General features: G+C 65.1%; 14 protein-coding genes. 10 read left to right on the forward strand and 4 right to left on the reverse strand.

The window, feature by feature from the left end; translation table 11 throughout:
- Positions 1 to 10 precede the first annotated feature (10 nt).
- The 6 genes from bcsE to CUJ91_RS03640 are packed head-to-tail and all read left to right on the forward strand — an operon-like array spanning position 11 to position 7402.
- On the forward strand, positions 11 to 1999 hold the full coding sequence (bcsE, locus tag CUJ91_RS03615; protein ID WP_153067609.1) for a cellulose biosynthesis protein BcsE: 1989 nt from the start codon (positions 11 to 13) through the stop codon (positions 1997 to 1999).
- The gene (locus CUJ91_RS03620) at positions 1996 to 2235 is read left to right on the forward strand and encodes a hypothetical protein (protein ID WP_053857642.1); all 240 of its coding nucleotides are present in this window, start codon (positions 1996 to 1998) and stop codon (positions 2233 to 2235) included. The genes bcsE and CUJ91_RS03620 overlap by 4 nt, the downstream gene beginning before the upstream one ends.
- Positions 2232 to 3011 carry a cellulose biosynthesis protein BcsQ gene (gene bcsQ, locus CUJ91_RS03625; RefSeq protein ID WP_114155830.1) on the forward strand — a complete coding sequence of 260 codons (780 nt, stop codon included), beginning with the start codon at positions 2232 to 2234 and terminating at the stop codon, positions 3009 to 3011. Before CUJ91_RS03620 ends, bcsQ begins: the two co-directional genes overlap by 4 nt.
- A gap of 1 nt (position 3012) precedes the next feature.
- Positions 3013 to 5580: a UDP-forming cellulose synthase catalytic subunit gene (gene bcsA / locus CUJ91_RS03630; RefSeq protein WP_244230962.1), complete on the forward strand. Its 2568-nt coding sequence runs from the start codon at positions 3013 to 3015 to the stop codon at positions 5578 to 5580.
- 47 nt (positions 5581 to 5627) lie between these two features.
- The gene (gene bcsG, locus CUJ91_RS03635) at positions 5628 to 7190 is read left to right on the forward strand and encodes a cellulose biosynthesis protein BcsG (protein WP_029971084.1); all 1563 of its coding nucleotides are present in this window, start codon (positions 5628 to 5630) and stop codon (positions 7188 to 7190) included.
- Complete coding sequence (locus CUJ91_RS03640; RefSeq protein ID WP_006048604.1) at positions 7187 to 7402, forward strand: hypothetical protein; 216 nt, start codon at positions 7187 to 7189, stop codon at positions 7400 to 7402. Before bcsG ends, CUJ91_RS03640 begins: the two co-directional genes overlap by 4 nt.
- Before the next feature lie 97 nt (positions 7403 to 7499).
- On the opposite strand, the gene galE is transcribed toward CUJ91_RS03640, so the two are convergent.
- From galE to CUJ91_RS03660, 4 genes are all read right to left on the reverse strand, one after another.
- Positions 7500 to 8522: a UDP-glucose 4-epimerase GalE gene (galE, locus tag CUJ91_RS03645; protein WP_029971085.1), complete on the reverse strand. Its 1023-nt coding sequence runs from the start codon at positions 8520 to 8522 to the stop codon at positions 7500 to 7502.
- Positions 8523 to 8534: 12 nt separating this feature from the next.
- Positions 8535 to 9683: a glycosyltransferase family 4 protein gene (locus CUJ91_RS03650; RefSeq protein ID WP_029971086.1), complete on the reverse strand. Its 1149-nt coding sequence runs from the start codon at positions 9681 to 9683 to the stop codon at positions 8535 to 8537.
- A 93-nt stretch (positions 9684 to 9776) separates the two neighbouring features.
- Positions 9777 to 10610, reverse strand: coding sequence for a glycosyltransferase (locus tag CUJ91_RS03655; RefSeq protein ID WP_114155831.1), 834 nt, complete (start codon positions 10608 to 10610; stop codon positions 9777 to 9779).
- On the reverse strand, positions 10607 to 11869 hold the full coding sequence (locus CUJ91_RS03660; protein ID WP_107707361.1) for an oligosaccharide flippase family protein: 1263 nt from the start codon (positions 11867 to 11869) through the stop codon (positions 10607 to 10609). The genes CUJ91_RS03655 and CUJ91_RS03660 overlap by 4 nt, the downstream gene beginning before the upstream one ends.
- A 244-nt stretch (positions 11870 to 12113) precedes the next feature.
- On the opposite strand from CUJ91_RS03660, the gene CUJ91_RS03665 reads away from it, so the two are divergent.
- From CUJ91_RS03665 to waaA, 4 genes are all read left to right on the forward strand, one after another.
- Positions 12114 to 13508, forward strand: a complete 1395-nt coding sequence (locus CUJ91_RS03665; RefSeq protein ID WP_006048597.1) for a phosphomannomutase/phosphoglucomutase — start codon at positions 12114 to 12116, stop codon at positions 13506 to 13508.
- Positions 13509 to 13794: 286 nt separating this feature from the next.
- On the forward strand, positions 13795 to 14796 hold the full coding sequence (gene waaC / locus CUJ91_RS03670) for a lipopolysaccharide heptosyltransferase I (RefSeq protein WP_029971088.1): 1002 nt from the start codon (positions 13795 to 13797) through the stop codon (positions 14794 to 14796).
- Positions 14797 to 14845: 49 nt separating this feature from the next.
- Positions 14846 to 15730, forward strand: a complete 885-nt coding sequence (kdoO, locus tag CUJ91_RS03675; protein ID WP_114155832.1) for a Kdo hydroxylase KdoO — start codon at positions 14846 to 14848, stop codon at positions 15728 to 15730.
- Positions 15731 to 15794: 64 nt separating this feature from the next.
- Positions 15795 to 17108, forward strand: a complete 1314-nt coding sequence (gene waaA, locus CUJ91_RS03680) for a lipid IV(A) 3-deoxy-D-manno-octulosonic acid transferase (RefSeq protein ID WP_114155833.1) — start codon at positions 15795 to 15797, stop codon at positions 17106 to 17108.
- The last annotated feature ends 100 nt before the right edge of the window (positions 17109 to 17208 follow it).

The following is a 17208-nucleotide window of genomic DNA, read 5'->3' on the forward strand; positions in this document are numbered from 1 at the left end:
GAGGCACGGCATGCGACCCGCAACGTCAGATCCACGACATTCCGGCCAACGGCCGGGCAACGCGGCTTCGTCGGTGTCGACGCTGCGCGCGCTCGGCGCCGGCTTCAGGCGCCTGGTTGCGCCGAACAAGGCGCCCGACCGGCTCGCGCTCGACGGCCTGCCCGAAAGCTGGGCGACACTGGCGCCCGGCAGCGTGTACCTCGTGTACGGCATCGCGGGCACGCCGGCAGCCGACGCGCTGCTGTTCGAAAGCGCCCGCGACTGCGCCGCGCGCTCCGTCACGCTCGTGCTGTCCGCCACACGCGCCGCGCCGCTCGCGCGCTTGCACGCGAAAGGCGGCGGCGATCTGCCGGCGCGCCTGAACGTCGTGACGCTAAGACCGCGCGAGTCCGCGAGCGATGCTGCTGTGGGCAGCGCGCAGACGGATGCCGCGGCACGGCCGCTGGCGCGTCTCTACGGCGCGCTGCGCGCGCTCAAGCCGTTTGGCTTCAGGCGAGGCAGCGTTTTCTTCGTCGAAGGCGCGGAGCATTGGTTTAGTTGGGACCGTCCCGACGATCTCGCCTACGAAGGCCGCGTGCTCGCCGACTGGTGCGAGACCCGCAACATCACGCTCGTGCTGCTGGCCGGGCGAGCGGCGGCGTCCACGAACGACCTCGCGCTCGATTCCGAGGCGATCGAAGAGCAGCTCGAACAGGAGGCGCGCGATCCCGAGCGCGACGCGTTCCACACCAGTTGCCAGGGCGTCGCGCGATTGCAGCCGACTCACGGCGAACTGTTGTGGCATGTCGATTTCTGGCGCAGCCGCGCGGCGCTCGCCGCGGGCGAAGTGCGTGCGCTGCGCTTCACGAACGCCGGCCGCCTGATGGTCGCGCCCGAGGAAACAGAAGCCTGCCGCCGTGCCGACGCACGCATCGCACGCGACGAAATGCGCGTGATCGCGACGCGCAAAGCCGTCGGCGATGAACCGTGGGTGCCTGCCGAGTGGGAGATCGTCGACGGTTTGCAGGCGGCGCTCAAGGCCAGTCTCGGTGCGCGCGCGGCGAGCGTCGTGCTCGACTACAGCGGCGGCGATCAGCTCGAGACGCTGTGCGAGACCATCCACACGCTGCGCCGTACGTGCGGGCGCGCGCTGAAAATCGTGCTGGTCGAGCGCGGCCAGGTGCTGCGTCATCAGTTCGAGTTGCTCGTGCTGAATCTCGGCGCGAACCTCGTGATCGGACGCGACGTGCCGTTTTCGCGGATGCAGTCGCTGATGCAGTCGTTAAGAGGGCAGCTCAACGCGCGCCCGGTCGCCGCCGATTACCGCGCCGCGCTCGCCGCTGCATTGAGCGATGCCGTCTGCGGCTATTTGCCGGTGGCGCGTTTCGCGGATCACGTGAGCAATGTGCTCGGGCGTGGCTTGTCGTTGAACCTGCCGCATGTGCTGGTCAAGCTGCTGCTGAAGCCGGAAGTCGCGCATGCGGACGCGCTGCGGCAGTGTCGGCCGGTGCGCAATGGCGATGTATTCACCGCCGACGGCGCGTATCTCTATGTGTTCCTGTTCGCTTGCCGGCTGGCTGATGCGCAGGGATCGCTGGGGCGCATTTTTCAGGTGCCGGTCGAGTCGCTCGCGCACAGCAGGCAACTGATCGCCGGCGAGCAGTTGTTGCCGGAGATCGAGCGGCTGCGCATCGAGGAGCGCCGCGTGCCGAATGTCGACTTTAGCGATCTGTTTGGTGCTGTGGCTGTTGCTGTTGCGCAGGATGCATCGCAACGCCCGGTGGAAACCCCGACAGAAAGCCGGCAAGAAACCGCGGCAGAAGCCACGACACCGGGCGTGACTGAACACATCGCGCAAGCCCCGTCTGCCAGCGCCGTCCACTCACAAAGCGCGCCTTCCGACGAAGCCAACCACGCGCCGCAACCCGACGCCGCCACCGACCACGCCGCCGCGCAACTCCGACGTCGCCGCCGCGCCGAGCCGGCCGCCATGCCACTGCGCAAGCAGGAGGCCCTATGACTTTGTTTTTCCTCATCTGCTTCGGCATCGGCATGATCGGCGGGATTCCGCTGTGGATCGTCTGGCAGCACTTTCGCCGACGTTCCGGCATGCGCGCCACGCGCCGCTTCGATCCGCGGCATGAAGTCCCGTTCGACGCCGCCGCGCTCGTGCTGAAGGGCCGTCTCGTGCCGCAAGCCGTTGCCGCGCCGGCCGCTGAAGAAGAACGCGCGACTGGAGCGTCGTCCGCCTCATGAAAACCATCGCGATTCTCTCCACGGCGGGCGGCGCCGGACGAACCACGCTAACTGCGGCGCTCGCGGTGCTGCTCGCGCGCCGCGGCCGTCCCGTCGTCGCCGTCGATTTCGATCCGCAAAACCTGCTTGGTCCGCACCTCGGGCTCGACGAGTTGCCCGCCGACGGAATCGGCGCGGCCATCGCGAGCGGCGCGCCCTGGCACGCGCATACATGGCGCAATGACGACGGCGTGCTGTTCGTCCCGCACGGCGACGTGCCGCTTTCGAGCCTCGTGTCGATCAGCCAACTGCTCGCCGACGAACCCGCGTGGCTCGCGACCTCGCTCGCGGGCATCGACCTGCCCGCGCAAGGCGTCGTGCTGATCGACACGCCGCGTTATCCGTCGGTGCATGCGGCGCAGGCGCTCTACTGCGCCGATCTGATCGTCTGCGTGACACCGCCCGAGCCCGGTCCGCTCGCGACGCTCGCACGCCATCTGCCGCAATTGCGGGCGGCGCGCAACGAGTCACTCTTCGTGCTGAACCGCCTGAACCCGGCGCGCGAGATGCAGCGCGACGCGCTCTCCATGCTGTCGGCCGCGCTCGGTCCCGGCGCGGCGCCGGTCATCCGTCTGCATGCCGACGCCGCGCTGCCCGAAGCATTCGCGCGCGGTTCATGGCTTTTCGACGATGCGCCGTATTCGCAGACCTCGCACGACCTGCAAGGACTGGCAAGCGCGGTCGACGAATGGCTCGCGCCGCTCGCCGAGCCATCGCGGGATTCGGAGCCTCGTTGACATGACGACGCCACAGCCAAACCAGCCCTTCGCCGACGCCCGTCCTGCGGCGCGGCCGTTGCGCTTGCGTGCGGGCGACTGGCTCGCGCGCCGTCTCGGCGTGAGCGGCGGCGGCCGGCTCGAATGGTGGGTGCGGCTCTTTTTCCGGCCGCCCGCCGACGGCCGGCGCGATCTGCCGTTGTGGCTCGCGCGCGTGTCGGTGGCGTTCCTCGCGGCTCGCTTCGACGTCGTGCGTCCCGCGCCGTTGCGCGCCTGGCTGTGGCGCGTGTTCGTGCGGCCGCGGCCGCTGCGGCTCTCCATTGCCCCGAAGATCGGGCGCGGCCTGCTGTGGCTTGGACGCTATGGCGTGTTGCCCATCTACCGCTTATGGCGCGGCGCAGTCGGGGCGCTCGACCGCCAACTGGCGAGACTGCCGTGGCAGCGCTGGGGCACTTCGCTGGAAGCGGGCGCGACGCGCGCGGGCCGCATCCGCTGGCTGATGTTGATGCTGGCGGCGCTCGGCGCCGTGCTGTGGGCGCTGGTCGGCACATCGCCGCTGGCCGGCGTGAACCAGTACGTGTTTTTCGGCCTGACCATCGCGCTCGCTTTGCTGATCCGCCGTCTGCCGGGCCGCCTTCCGGTGCTGCTGCTCGCGTCGTTGTCGTTGCTCGCGATGCTGCGCTACGTCTGGTGGCGCGCGACGCAGACGCTCGACTTTCACGGCCCGAGCGAAGCGATCGTCGGTTACGCGTTGTTCGGTGCCGAGGCGTACACGTGGCTCGTGCTGCTGCTCGGTTTCGTGCAGACGGCCTGGCCGCTCGAACGGAAGGTGTCGCCGCTGCCCGACGACCGTTCGCGCTGGCCCAGCGTCGACGTCTACATTCCGACTTATAACGAGCCGCTCGCGGTCGTGAAGCCGACCATTCTCGCGGCGCAGGGTATCGACTGGCCCGAAGACCGCCTGCACATCTATCTGCTCGACGACGGCAAGCGTCCCGAGTTCGAAGCATTCGCGCGCGAGGCGGGCATTCGCTATCTGACGCGCACCGACAATCTGCATGCGAAGGCGGGCAATATCAACCGTGCGCTTGCGAAGACGAGCGGCGACTACATCGCCATTTTCGATTGCGACCACGTGCCGAGCCGGTCGTTTCTGCAAACGACGATGGGCACCTTCCTGCGCGATCCGCTGTGCGCGATGGTGCAAACGCCGCATCACTTCTTTTCGCCCGATCCGTTCGAACGCAACCTCAATACGTTCCGCCGCGTGCCGAACGAAGGCGAGCTGTTTTACGGGCTCGTGCAGTCGGGCAACGATCTGTGGAACGCGACGTTCTTCTGCGGCTCGTGCGCCGTCATCAAGCGTGCGCCGCTGGAAGAAGTGGGTGGCGTCGCCGTCGAGACCGTCACCGAAGATGCGCATACGGCGCTCAAGCTGCATCGGCGCGGCTATACGACCGCGTATCTGCCGTACGTGCAGGCCGCGGGACTCGCCACCGAAAGCCTCGCCGGCCATATCAAGCAGCGCACCCGTTGGGCTCGCGGCATGGCGCAGATTTTCCGCATCGACAATCCGTTTTTCGGGCGCGGGCTGAACCTGTTCCAGCGCATCTGCTACGGCAACGCGATGCTGCATTTCTTCTATGGCGTGCCGCGTCTCATCTTCCTGACGATGCCGATGGCGTTCCTGTTCTTCGGCATGTACGTGATCAACGCATCGGCGACGACGATCGCCGGATTCGTGCTGCCGTACATCATGTTGTCGAGCATCGCGAACTCGCGGCTGCAAGGCCGCTATCGACGCTCGTTCTGGGCGGAGGTCTACGAATCGGTGCTCGCGTGGTACATCGCGGTGCCGACCACGCTCGCGTTCTTCAGCCCGAAGCACGGCAAGTTCAACGTGACGGACAAGGGCGGCCGCATGGACGAGGGCTATCTCGACTGGTCCGTGTCGAAGCCCTACATCGTGCTGCTGGTGCTGAACGTGGTGGCGATGCTCGCGGGCGTGTACCGCATCGTGTTCGGTGTCGGCGAGGAGTTCGCCACTGTACTCATGAACGTGTTCTGGACCGCCTACAACCTCGTGATGCTCGGCGCGGCCGTGAGCGTCGCGCGTGAGGCGAAGCAGATTCGCGGCAGCCACCGTGTGCCGATGAGCATGCCGGCCACGCTCTTGCTCAGCGACGGCACCACGGTCGCGTGCATGACGAGCGACTACTCGACGGGCGGCCTCGGTCTTCACGTCGCGCCCGGCCTGCCGCTCGTTGAAGGCGACTGGCTGCAGGTGTGCGTGAGCCGCGGCGACCGGCAGTTTGCCTTTCCGGTCCACGTGGTGCGGGCGGCCGGCCAGCATCTCGGCGTGCAGTTCGACGAGTTGACGCTCGAGCAGGAACGCCAGCTCGTGCAATGCACGTTCGGCCGCGCGGACGCATGGATCGCCGCCGCCGACGAAGCGCGCACCGAGGAAGACGCGCCGTTGCGCGGGCTCGCCGAAGTGGTGCTGATGGGCGCCGAAGGTTATTCGCGCCTGCTGCAAGGCCTGTCGCAGAAACTGCGCGCGGTGTTTGCGCTGGACGAAAGCCGCTATTGAGCTATTGAACCGCCGGCGCGAGGCGCCGGAATCTGAGGTTGGATCGAATGAGTGTCTGGAACCTGTATTTCCTGCTGAAGCTGTATCTGTTCAGCACAGGCCATCTGCATCCGCTGTGGCTCGCGAACATCGCTTTCGCGCTGGCGCTCGCCGCGACGGGCGGGTTGCGCAACCGTCTGCTGCGCGTATTGCGCGCGATGATCGCGCTGGCCGTCGGCATCGTACTGATGTATCACGAAGCCGCGATTCCGCCGTTCGCGCGGCTCGTGGAGGAGTTCGGCAATCTCGAGTCGTTCAGCTTCGGTTACTGGATGGAGCTCGCGCAACGCTTCGTTCCGCCCGCGGCTTTGTTCGCCGCCTGCTGCGCGATAGTCGCGTATGTGGTGGTGAACCGCTGGTTGCGCGTGACGAGCTTCGTCATCATCGCGCTCGTGGCATTGCCGGTCTGGCAGGCGAGCACCAATGCGCTCGCCACGATTCAGGCGGCGGCCACGCTGCGCACGGGTGCGAAGGATGGCGGCGTCGCGCAGCCCGGCGCGCCGCTCGACCATACCGCGGCGCTGGCCGCGTTCCGTGCCGGCGAATCGCAACGTCAGGTGAGCATGGCCCATCTCACGAGCGATCCGAACCAGCAGTTCGACGTGATCGTGCTGCACGTGTGCTCGCTTTCATGGGATGACCTCGATGTATCGAAGGCGCGCAACAACCCGATGTTGAGCCACTTCGACTATCTGTTCACGAACTTCAGCACCGCGGCAAGTTATAGCGGCCCGGCGGCGATCCGCGTGTTGCGCGCAAGCTGCGGGCAGGAGGCGCATGCCGACCTGTACAAGCCCGCGGCGCAGCAGTGCTATCTGTTCTCGCAACTGGCGCAGGCCGGCTTCGCGCCGCAGACCATCCTGAATCACGACGGACACTTCGACAACTTCCTGCAGATCATCAAGGACAACGTCGGCGTGCCGAATGTGCCGATGATCTCGAGCGCCGACGTGCCCGTTGCGATGCATGCGTTCGACGGCTCCGCGATTCACGACGACTACGGCGTGCTCGCGAAGTGGTTCGCGCAACGGCAGCAGACGGCAGGGCCGGTCGCGCTGTACTACAACACGATCAGCCTGCACGACGGCAACCAGTTGCCGGGCGTGAGACAGACCAGCATCGAATCGTATCCGGCGCGAGTCAACAAGCTGATGAACGACTTCGACCGGCTCGCCGATCTGATCGCGGCGTCGGGACGGCGCGCGGTGATCGTGTTCGTGCCTGAGCATGGCGCTGCGCTGCGCGGCGATGCCAACCAGGTGGCGGGTCTGCGCGAGATTCCGACGCCGCGGATCGTGCACGGACCGGTCGGCGTGCGGCTCGTCAATCTTCCTGGCAGCCACGGGCCGACCACGGTCATCGACCAGCCCACGAGCTTTCTGGCGGTGTCGCAACTGCTGTCGAATCTGGTATCGAACAGTCCGTTCAAGCCGGGCGTGACGCTGTCGCAGTACGCAGCCGATCTGCCAAAAACGGAGATGGTCGGCGAAAACGAAGGCACCGTCACGATGAAGACGGCAACCGGTTACGTGGTGAAAACGCCGGACGGCGTGTGGGTGGACGAGAAGTGAACAAGCCTGAATTGCAATCGGCGCAAGAGCCGAAGCAGGAGCCGAAGCAGCGCAGGTGGTCGGTCAACGACATTGCCGGCCTTGCGCGCTCGCTGCCCGAGATCGATCCGTCGAAATACGTCGACGAGCAGGCCGAGCATGCGTATGCGCATGCGCTGGTGAAGTGGCCGGTGATGGCGCGATTGATGGGACTCGTGAAAGAGCCGCGGTAAGAGCCGCGCTAAAACAAGCGCTAAAACAAGCGCTAAAAGAAGCGCGCCGGTCGAGCCGGCGCGCGCAATTACTTCGGTAAGCGAAGCAATTGAAGCATCAATTAAAGCCGTTCGGATTCGCGGACTGCCACCGCCAATGGTCCGCACACATCCTTTCGATACCGAACTCCGCACGCCAGCCGAGCACCTCCAGCGCCGCGCGCGGATCGGCAAAGCACGACGCCACGTCGCCCGGACGGCGCGCGACGATTTCATACGGCACGGGCCGGCCCGACGCCTTCTCAAATGCCTTCACGACGTCGATCACGCTATAGCCCTGGCCGGTCCCGAGATTGACCACGAAGCTCGCGTCGCGCTTCACAAGCGCATCGAGCGCGGCCAGGTGCCCGCGCGCCAGATCGACCACGTGGATGTAATCGCGCACGCCGGTGCCGTCCGGCGTTTCATAATCGCCGCCGAACACGCGCAACTTGTCGAGCTTGCCGACCGCGACCTGCGCGACATAGGGCATGAGGTTATTCGGAATGCCTGCGGGATCTTCGCCGATCAGCCCGCTCTCGTGTGCGCCGACCGGATTGAAATAGCGCAGCGTGGCGACGCGCCACGACGGGTCCGCGACCTGCAGATCGCGCAGCACCTGTTCGGCGATCAGCTTCGACTGGCCATACGGATTGGTGGCCGACAGCGGAAACGATTCGTCGATGGGCGAGCTTTTCGGCACGCCGTACACCGTGGCCGACGAACTGAACACGAACTGCTTCACGTTGCGATCGCGCATCACGCCGAGCAGCGCGAGCAGGCTGCCGACGTTGTTGCTGTAGTACTCGACAGGCTTCGCGACCGATTCGCCCACCGCCTTCAGCGCCGCGAAGTGAATCGCGCCGGTGATCGGATGCGCGTCGAAAATCCGGTTGAGTGCGGCTTCGTCGCGTGCGTCGGCTTCATGAAACGCGACCGTGCGGCCGGTGATCTGTTCGACACGCCGCAGCGATTCGCGCTTGCTGTTCACGAGATTGTCGATTACCACGACGTCGTAGCCACCGTTCAGCAGTTCGACGCAGGTATGCGAGCCGATGAAGCCCGCGCCGCCTGTTACCAGAATCGTGCCCTTCGTGGTCATGCTGTTGCTCCGTTAAAGTAAAACGCCCGTCATTTTTTGCACCAGGTCTTTATACGTTTCGACGACGACGCGTTCGTCGAATTCCTGCGCGACTTTCTGCCGGCCGCGTTCCGCCATCGCGCGGCGCTCTGCGCCGCTCATGTCGAGCATCTGCGCGAGCGCGTCCGCGAGGCTGTCCGCGTTGCGCGCTTCGCAAAGCAATCCGTTGACGCCGTGCGCGACCACTTCGCGGCAGCCGGGCACGTCGGTCGCGACAATCGGCCGTCCCATCGCCGACGCTTCCATCAGCGTGCGCGGCACGCCTTCGCGATACGAAGGCAAAACCACGCAATCCGCATCGGCGATAAAGGGCCGCACGTCGTGCGCCTCGCCGAGATACTCGACGATGCCTTCGCGTTCCCACGCCGCGACTTCGTCGCGCGTGATCGCACTCGGATTGTCGACGCCGACCGGCCCGAGCAACTGGAAGCGCGCATGCGGATAACGTTCGCGCACACGCCGCGCCGCTTCGACGTATTCGCCCACGCCCTTGTCCCACAACAAACGGCCGATCAGCACGAACCTGAATTCCGCGCGCTCGGGCAAGGGCGTGAAGCCGAATTGTTCGAGGTCGACGCCTTCGCCATGCAGAAGCCGCGCGCGTTCAGGATGCACCAACAAATTCTGTTCGACAAACGCTGTCTGATCGTCGCGATTCAAAAACCATATTTCGCGCGGAAAACGGAACGCGAAACGATACAGTTTTTTGGCGACCTGCGCGGCGCGGCTCCGCTGGATGAACACATAGCCGAGACCCGTTGTGACCGCAACCGATTGCACGCCCGCGAGCTTCGCCGCAATCGAGCCGTAAATATTCGGCTTGATCGTGTAGTGAAACACGACGTGCGGGCGAATCGCGCAGTAACGGCGGTAGAGCGACCACAGCGTGCGCAGATCGTCGCGCGGATTGGTGCCTTTCGACGCGACCGGCAATTCGATGCAGCGGCAACCCATTGCCGTCAGCAGTTCGAAGGTGCGGTCGCGCGGCGCGAGCACCGTCACGTCGACGCCGCGTCCCACCAGCATGCGGATCAGGCCTTGCCGATACGTATAGATTGCCCAGGCGGTGTTACACACGAGTGTAATGCGCAACGCGGGCGTCGACTTCAGGGCTGGCTTCATGCGGGAACGAACTCGGCGGTGAATGAAAAGACAAGCTGTGAGAACAGGCGGACGACGACGACCAAACTGCGCAAAACCGCGCGAGGCCGCGGCTCAATGACTCGCGCGCGCAGCCAGAAGGCCGCGTTTGACCCGCTGCAACGCGCGGTAAGGCGTCACGAGATGCAGCAGATTTTTGCCGAGGCCCAACCAGTCGTACGGATTCGCGACGTTGAAGTAGCGCAGTTGCAGCCGCAGCGTCGACAGCACCTGGCGGCGGCGCCTGGTCGCGCTGATGCCGCCTTCGTTCAGCTCGTAGTACAGGCCCAGCTCCGGCAGATTCGCGCAGTCGTAGCGCTCCATCAGGCGTACGAACAGATCGAGGTCCTCGGCCGAGCGATACATCGCGCGATAGTTGCCGACGGCGCGCACCGCGTCGATTCGCAGCATCATCGAAGGATGCGCTAGGCATGAGCGGAAAAAGCGCACGCGGCGGATGTCCGCCGGGTCGCTCGGCGGCGTCAGCATGAAGAGCGGCTCGCCCGCGCGCGTGACGACCTGCGTCCACATGCCGAGGCCGGCGACGTGCGGATGCGCTTCCATGAACGCGCGCTGCTTCGCAAGACGCTGCGGCACGCTGCGGTCGCCCGCGTCGATGCGCGCCGCGTAACGATAGCCGCGCTGCGCGAGCGCGTCGATGCCGGCTTCCAGTGCGCGCTCGATGCCGCCGTTCACCGGCATGCGCAGCACTTCAATGTGCATGTTGGCAAGCTCGGGCGCGACGATGGGCGGCGTGCTGCCGTCATCGACGATCAGAACGTGCACCAGCGGACGTTCATCGAACGACGCGAGCGTCAGATCGACGTCGGCCTGGCCGTTATAGGCGGGCATCAGCACCGCGACGTCGTCGAGGCAGTGCGGCGGCGTGTCGGTGGCGGGAAGCGTCATGGGCGCAATTTGAAACGAATGTAATAAAGATTAACTGCCGCCGCCGCCAGATAACCGCACGCGAGTCCGGCCAACGCGCCATAGGCGCCGAGCCGCGGAATCGCGAGCAGATTGACGACGAACGCTACGGCAAGCGCGAGCAGCCATTTGAACAGCAACACGAACTTCGCCTGATACTTCAGCACGACGAGATTGCCGATCGCCTCGATGCCCGCGGGCACGGAAAGCCACACCGCCCAGCGGAAAATCTCGATGGCGCCTTCGAAGCCCGGCCCGAACACGCGGCGAATGATAAAGCCCGCGAGCAGGTCGAGCACGAGCGCGCCGCCGATCATCAACGCGGCGGTCATCGCGGTGAGGCGCCAGATGTTCCGGCGCAATTGCGCGGCCTGCTGCACACGGTAGACGAAGGCGGGCGCGATAGTCTGTGCGAGCATTAACGCAAGCGTGATCCAGTTTTCGTTCAGTTGCTGCGCGGCCGAATAACGCCCAAGATCGGCGAATGAAATGGCGCGTTCGAGCATGAGCCGGTCAAGTTTCAGGAACAGGTACATACAGATCAGGCCGAGCCAGAACACCGTGCCCGCGCTCGCAAAATGCCTGAACAGCGAGCGGTCGAAGTGCCAGCCCAGCTTGCCGCCATGACGTCGAATGTAATAGACGACCAGCACGCCGCCGATGGCCGCCGATTCGAGCGCCCACAGCCAGCCGAAGCGCGAGGGCTCGGCAGCCGCGCGCACGAGCAGATAGACGAAGCCCGCCTTGATGACCGCGGTGCTCATGCTCGTGAGCAACTGCGGCTTGCTGTACGTCATGCTTTGCAGCCACGCATTGATCACGCCGACGAACGGTTCGCGAAACAGCATCGTGACGGCAAGGCCCGCGAGCATGGCGCCGACGAGCGGATCGAAGAGGCCGAGTGCAATGGCGAGCCACGTGAGCAGCAACGCCGCGACCGAAACGGCAAAGCGCAGCGTGAAGGCGCTGCCGAGCACCGTGCCGAGTTGCGCGGGCGGCCGCGCGACGATGGTGGGCACCAGAATCTCCGCGCCGCATACCCATGTGATTGGCGAGAGCACCAGCAGCAGCGTGTTCGCGTATTGCCATTTGCCGAACGTATCGGGTCCGAAGTAACGCGCGAGGATGCCGCTGATCGCAATCGCCACGCCGATTTGCGTGAGCCGTTCGAGCCCGAGCCAGACGATATTCGTGAACGCGCGCGTGACGTCCGGATTGGCGAAGCGTTTGAGCGTCAGCATCCGGCAGGCGCCCGCCAATGCATCGTGCGCGAGTGCGCGCACCTGACAGGCCATCCCGGCAACTTTACAAATGGAGGGCGTCTAAGCATTAGAATGGCGTTACCAGGCTGGTCCGAAAAGCGCAATTATAAGTTGGAACCGGATCGCTTCCGGCAAGGGCGCGGCACCATGTCCGATCACCATGATTTACCGATCCGCATGACCGCGCCGGTCAAAATTTTCCATTGCACGCAAGTGAGCCAACATGATCTCCAAATCTATTTTCAAGGCGTATGACATTCGCGGTGTGATCGGCAAGACGCTCGACGCCGACACGGCGCGTTCGATCGGCCGCGCATTCGGCAGCGAAGTGCGTGCGCAAGGCGGCGACGCTGTAGTCGTCGCGCGCGACGGTCGCCTGTCGGGTCCGGAATTGATCCAGGCATTGTCGGACGGCCTGCGTGCGGCCGGCGTCGACGTGGTCAATGTCGGCATGGTGCCCACGCCGGTCGGCTACTTCGCGGCAAGCGTGCCGTTGCAGCTCGAAGGCGGCGAACGCCGTGTCGATTCGTGCATCGTCGTGACGGGTAGTCATAATCCGCCGGATTACAACGGCTTCAAGATGGTGCTGCGCGGCTCGGCGATTTATGGCGAGCAGATTCTCGCGCTGCATCAGCGCATCGTCGACGAAAACTTTTCCGAAGGCAGCGGCACGTACACCGACTACGACATTGCCGACGCGTATCTCGAACGCATTGCGAGCGACGTCAAGCTCGCGCGTCCGATCAAGATCGTGGTCGATACCGGCAACGGCGTCGCGGGCGGTCTCGCGCCGAAGCTCTTCAAGAAGCTCGGTTGCGAACTCGTTGAACTGTTCACCGAGATCGACGGCAACTTCCCGAACCATCACCCGGACCCGGCTCATCCGGAAAATCTTCAGGACGTGATTCGCGCGCTGAAGGAAACCGACGCGGAAATCGGCTTCGCGTTCGACGGCGACGGCGACCGCCTGGGCGTCGTCACCAAAGACGGCCAGATCATTTATCCGGACCGCCAACTGATGCTGTTCGCCGAAGAAGTCCTGTCGCGCAACAAGGGCGCGCAGATCATCTACGACGTGAAGTGCACGCGCAATCTCGCGAAGTGGGTCAAAGACAAGGGCGGCGAGCCGCTCATGTGGAAGACGGGCCACTCGCTCGTGAAAGCCAAGCTGCGCGAAACGGGCGCACCGCTCGCGGGCGAAATGAGCGGCCACGTGTTCTTCAAAGACCGCTGGTACGGTTTCGACGATGGCCTGTACACGGGCGCACGTCTGCTCGAAATCCTCACGCGTGTGCAGGACCCGAGCAAGCTGCTGAACTCGCTGCCCAACTCGCATTCCACGCCGGAACTGCAACTCAAGCTCGAGGAAGGCGAGAACTTCGAACTGATCGCGCGCCTGCAGAAGAACGCGCAATTCACCGGCGCGGACGACGTGGTGACCATCGACGGCCTGCGCGTCGAATACCCGGACGGCTTCGGCCTTGCGCGTTCGTCGAACACCACGCCGGTCGTGGTCATGCGTTTCGAAGCCGATAACGACGCGGCGCTCAAGCGCATCCAGGAAGATTTCCGCCGCGTGATAATGGCGGAGAAGGCGGACGCAAAGCTGCCGTTCTAAAAGCTTGAACGGCGGCAGCGAAGGCGCTGCGGTTTGCAATGAGCCGCAGTGGTCTTTCGCAGTTTGCGTTATAACGCGGCGCGGGTCTCACTTACCGCGCCGCGTTTTTTCATGCCGATCAGCTATGTCGCGCTAGAATTGCCGTCCTGGCGACGCGACATCAGCGCATAAGCGCATCAAGGTCGTGTCGCCGCTCGCTGGAGGTATATCGCGTGAAGCGAAGCGGCAGGTTTTTCGCCGCGCCTCTTTCAATGCATCTTAGGACCGCCTGGCCGGTTTTCCTCTCTTGAGCGTGCAAAAGATATTGATCGTGAGGGTGTCGTCGCTGGGCGACGTCGTCCATAACATGCCGGTGATTGCCGACATCCGGCGCCGCCATCCCGACGCGCAGATCGACTGGCTCGTCGAGGAAAGCTTCGTGGGGCTGGTCGAACTCGTTAGCGGCGTGCGGCGTGCGATTCCTGTGTCGCTGCGGCGCTGGCGCAAGCGCATTCTTTCGCTCGACAACTGGCGCGAGATCGGCGCGTTTCGCCGCGCGCTCGCCGCCGAGCACTACGATCTCGTGATCGACTGCCAGGGGCTCATCAAGACCGCATGGGTCGCGAGCATGGCGCGCGGACCGCTCGTCGGGCTCGGCAATCGCACGGATGGCGCCGGCTACGAATGGCCGGTGCGATTCTTCTACGACAAGCGCGTGCCGATCGCGCCGCGCACGCATGTTGTCGAACGCACGCGGCAACTGGTGGCCGCGGCGCTGAACGAGCCCGAGCCGCAACCCACCGACGAGATCGACTTCGGCATCGACACCGGGCGTGCTGCGCTGGCGTTGTCGGCGGCCAATCTGAATCTTCCGGTGCCTTACGTGGTGTTCGTGCACGCGACCTCGCGCGCCGACAAGCAATGGCCCGATACCGCGTGGATCGAATTGGGCCAGGCGCTCGTGCGGCGCGGCGCGTCGATCGTCCTGCCGTGGGGCAGCGACGCCGAGCGCGCGACGAGCGAGCGTCTCGCGAAGGAATTCGGCGCGGCGGCCATCGTGCCGCCGAAGTTGTCGTTGCCCGCGGTCGTCGGGTTGATCGAAGGCGCGGCTGCGACAGTCGGCGTTGACACAGGTCTGGTTCACATTGCGGCTGCGCTGAAGCGGCCCACGGTCGAGTTGTACAATTTCGCCACCGCGTGGCGTACCGGCGGCTACTGGTCGCCGAACGTCGTCAATCTCGGCACGGCCGGGCAACCGCCCACGCTGCAACAAGTGAAGTCCGCGCTTGCCGGCTTCGGCCTGCTGTAATTCGTCCGGCGCGCTTCGCCTTACGCATCATCCGTTTTCAAGGGCGATCATGAACGAAACACAGATCATCGAAGTCGCGAACGCCGACTGGCACGCACGCAATCTGTCCGTGCCGCGCGAGACGCTGCTGGCCGGCGTCGAACGCGGCAAAGTGCTGTATTTTCCGAATCTGCGCTTTGCTATCGAAGGCGGCGAGCAGGCGCTGCTCGATCCCGCGCTCGCCGATCCAAACCGCAAGAACATCAGCCTCGAACCGAATGGCGGCGCGCTGCATGGCGTGGCTGGGGACGCCGTCACGCAGTCCGCGGTGCGCGCGTTGATCGCGCGTTATCAGGCGAATGCACGCACGCTGGTCGACGGGCTCTTTCCCGAATACAACGGCCGGCTGCGGGTCGCGCCCACGAGCCTGCGGCTGCATCAGGTGGAAACGCGCCAGACGTCGTGGCGCAAGGACGATAGCCGTCTGCACGTCGACGCATTCCCGTCGCGGCCGAATTACGGCGAGCGCATTCTGCGCGTGTTCACGAACGTCAATCCGCATGGCGTGCCGCGCGTGTGGCGAGTCGGCGAACCGTTCGAGGACATGGCCAAACGCTTCCTGCCGCGCATCAAGCCGCAAATGCCGGGCGCCGCGTGGCTGCTGAATCTGCTGCATGTGACGAAGTCGCCGCGCAGCGAATACGACCATCTGATGCTCAATCTGCACGACGGCATGAAGGCCGATCTCGAGTATCAGAAGACGAGCCCGCAGGAGACCGTGCCGTTTCCGCCGGGCAGCGTGTGGGTGTGTTTCTCCGATCAGACTTCGCACGCGGTGATGTCCGGTCAGTTCATGCTCGAACAGACCTTCTTTCTGCCGGTCAAGGCGATGGCGCAACCCGAGTGCGCGCCGCTCGGCATACTCGAACGCCTGAAGGGCAGGGCGCTGGTTTGAGCGCCGCTTATTGCGAGTCGCCGGCTTCGTCAGCCCGTCGCGTGCTTCGTGATGCGGAGCGCGCATGCTGAGGGTGATCTATAACGCGCTCTGGTGGATCATCGCGCCCGTCGCCGTGCTGCGTTTGCTGATCCGCTCGCGCAAGGAGCGCGGTTATCGTGAGCATATCGGCGAGCGCTTTGGTTATGCGCGCGGACGTTTGCCGGAGGACAACGCGCCGCTGATCTGGGTGCATGCGGTGTCGGTGGGCGAGACGCGCGCCGCGCAGCCGCTGATCGACGCGCTCATGAAGGCGCGTCCCGATGCGCGCATTCTGTTGACGCACATGACGCCGAGCGGCCGCGCAACCGGCGAGCAGATTTTCGGCGACCGCGTGTTGCGCAGCTATCTGCCGTACGACATGCCTCACGCGGTGCGGCGTTTTCTTCGCGCGTGGCGGCCGTCGGTCGGTCTCGTGATGGAGACCGAAGTGTGGCCCACGCTGATCGACGAATGCCGTCGCGCGGATGTACAACTCGTGCTGACCAATGCACGCATGTCGGCGCGCTCATTCAAGCGCGCGGCGAAGTTCGGCGGCGCGACGAAGGACGTGTTCGGCGGCTTTGCGCGCGTGCTGGCGCAAAGTCCGTCGGATGCCGAGCGGCTGACCGCCCTCGGTGCGCGCAACGTCGCGGTGCTCGGCAATCTGAAGTTCGACATGAGCACGCCGCCTGAACTGGCGGCGCGCGGTCATGCGTGGCGCGCGGCGATCGGCGCGCGTCCCGTGTGGGTCGCGGCAAGCACGCGCGAGGGCGAAGAGGAACTCGTGCTGCAGGCGTTCTCCGAGCTTGGCGTGGAAGGCGCGCTGCTGATTCTCGTGCCGCGTCATCCGCAACGCTTTAACGAAGTGGCGGCGCTCGTCGAGAAAGCGGGCTTGCGGCTCGCGCGGCGTTCGCAATGGGCGCCGGATGCGAAGGTGGCATCGGCCGCGGTGGCTGCGAGCGGCGGCGTGCCTACGTTGCCGGCGGACGTGAATGTGCTGCTCGGCGATTCGATGGGCGAACTGGGCGCTTATTATGCGGCCTCCGACTTGGCGTTTATCGGCGGCAGTCTGTTGCCGCTCGGCGGACAGAATCTGATCGAGGCATGCGCGGTCGGCGTGCCGGTGCTGATCGGCCCGCACGTGTTCAACTTCACGCAGGCCACGGCCGATGCGGTCGCCGCGGGCGCGGCGGTGCAGGTGCAAGACCCGGCCGATCTCGCCCGCGCACTGCGCGATCTGTTCAACGACAAGGCGCGGCGCCTCGCGATGGGCGGCGCGGCATCGGCCTTCGCCGCGCGCCATCGCGGCGCGACCGCGCGCACGGTGGATGTGTTGATGGCGGTGTTGCCGGAGTGAGGGGGGGCTCGGCGCTTCTTGCTGATTAATTCGTATATCCTGAAGACAACTGCGTTTCGCACCGATCACCCTCATCCGGGCGAGTGAGACGCCGAGCATC

It is taken from the genome of Paraburkholderia graminis, from assembly GCF_003330785.1.
Lineage (GTDB): Bacteria > Pseudomonadota > Gammaproteobacteria > Burkholderiales > Burkholderiaceae > Paraburkholderia > Paraburkholderia graminis.

Coding starts and splice junctions, on each gene's coding strand:
- bcsE (WP_153067609.1), top strand. CDS start 11: ATGCGACCCGCAACGTCAGATCCACGACATTCCGGCCAACGGCCGGGC.
- CUJ91_RS03620 (WP_053857642.1), top strand. CDS start 1,996: ATGACTTTGTTTTTCCTCATCTGCTTCGGCATCGGCATGATCGGCGGG.
- bcsQ (WP_114155830.1), top strand. CDS start 2,232: ATGAAAACCATCGCGATTCTCTCCACGGCGGGCGGCGCCGGACGAACC.
- bcsA (WP_244230962.1), top strand. CDS start 3,013: ATGACGACGCCACAGCCAAACCAGCCCTTCGCCGACGCCCGTCCTGCG.
- bcsG (WP_029971084.1), top strand. CDS start 5,628: ATGAGTGTCTGGAACCTGTATTTCCTGCTGAAGCTGTATCTGTTCAGC.
- galE (WP_029971085.1), bottom strand. CDS start 8,522: ATGACCACGAAGGGCACGATTCTGGTAACAGGCGGCGCGGGCTTCATC.
- CUJ91_RS03650 (WP_029971086.1), bottom strand. CDS start 9,683: ATGAAGCCAGCCCTGAAGTCGACGCCCGCGTTGCGCATTACACTCGTG.
- CUJ91_RS03655 (WP_114155831.1), bottom strand. CDS start 10,610: ATGACGCTTCCCGCCACCGACACGCCGCCGCACTGCCTCGACGACGTC.
- CUJ91_RS03660 (WP_107707361.1), bottom strand. CDS start 11,869: ATGCTGACGCTCAAACGCTTCGCCAATCCGGACGTCACGCGCGCGTTC.
- CUJ91_RS03665 (WP_006048597.1), top strand. CDS start 12,114: ATGATCTCCAAATCTATTTTCAAGGCGTATGACATTCGCGGTGTGATC.
- kdoO (WP_114155832.1), top strand. CDS start 14,846: ATGAACGAAACACAGATCATCGAAGTCGCGAACGCCGACTGGCACGCA.
- waaA (WP_114155833.1), top strand. CDS start 15,795: ATGCTGAGGGTGATCTATAACGCGCTCTGGTGGATCATCGCGCCCGTC.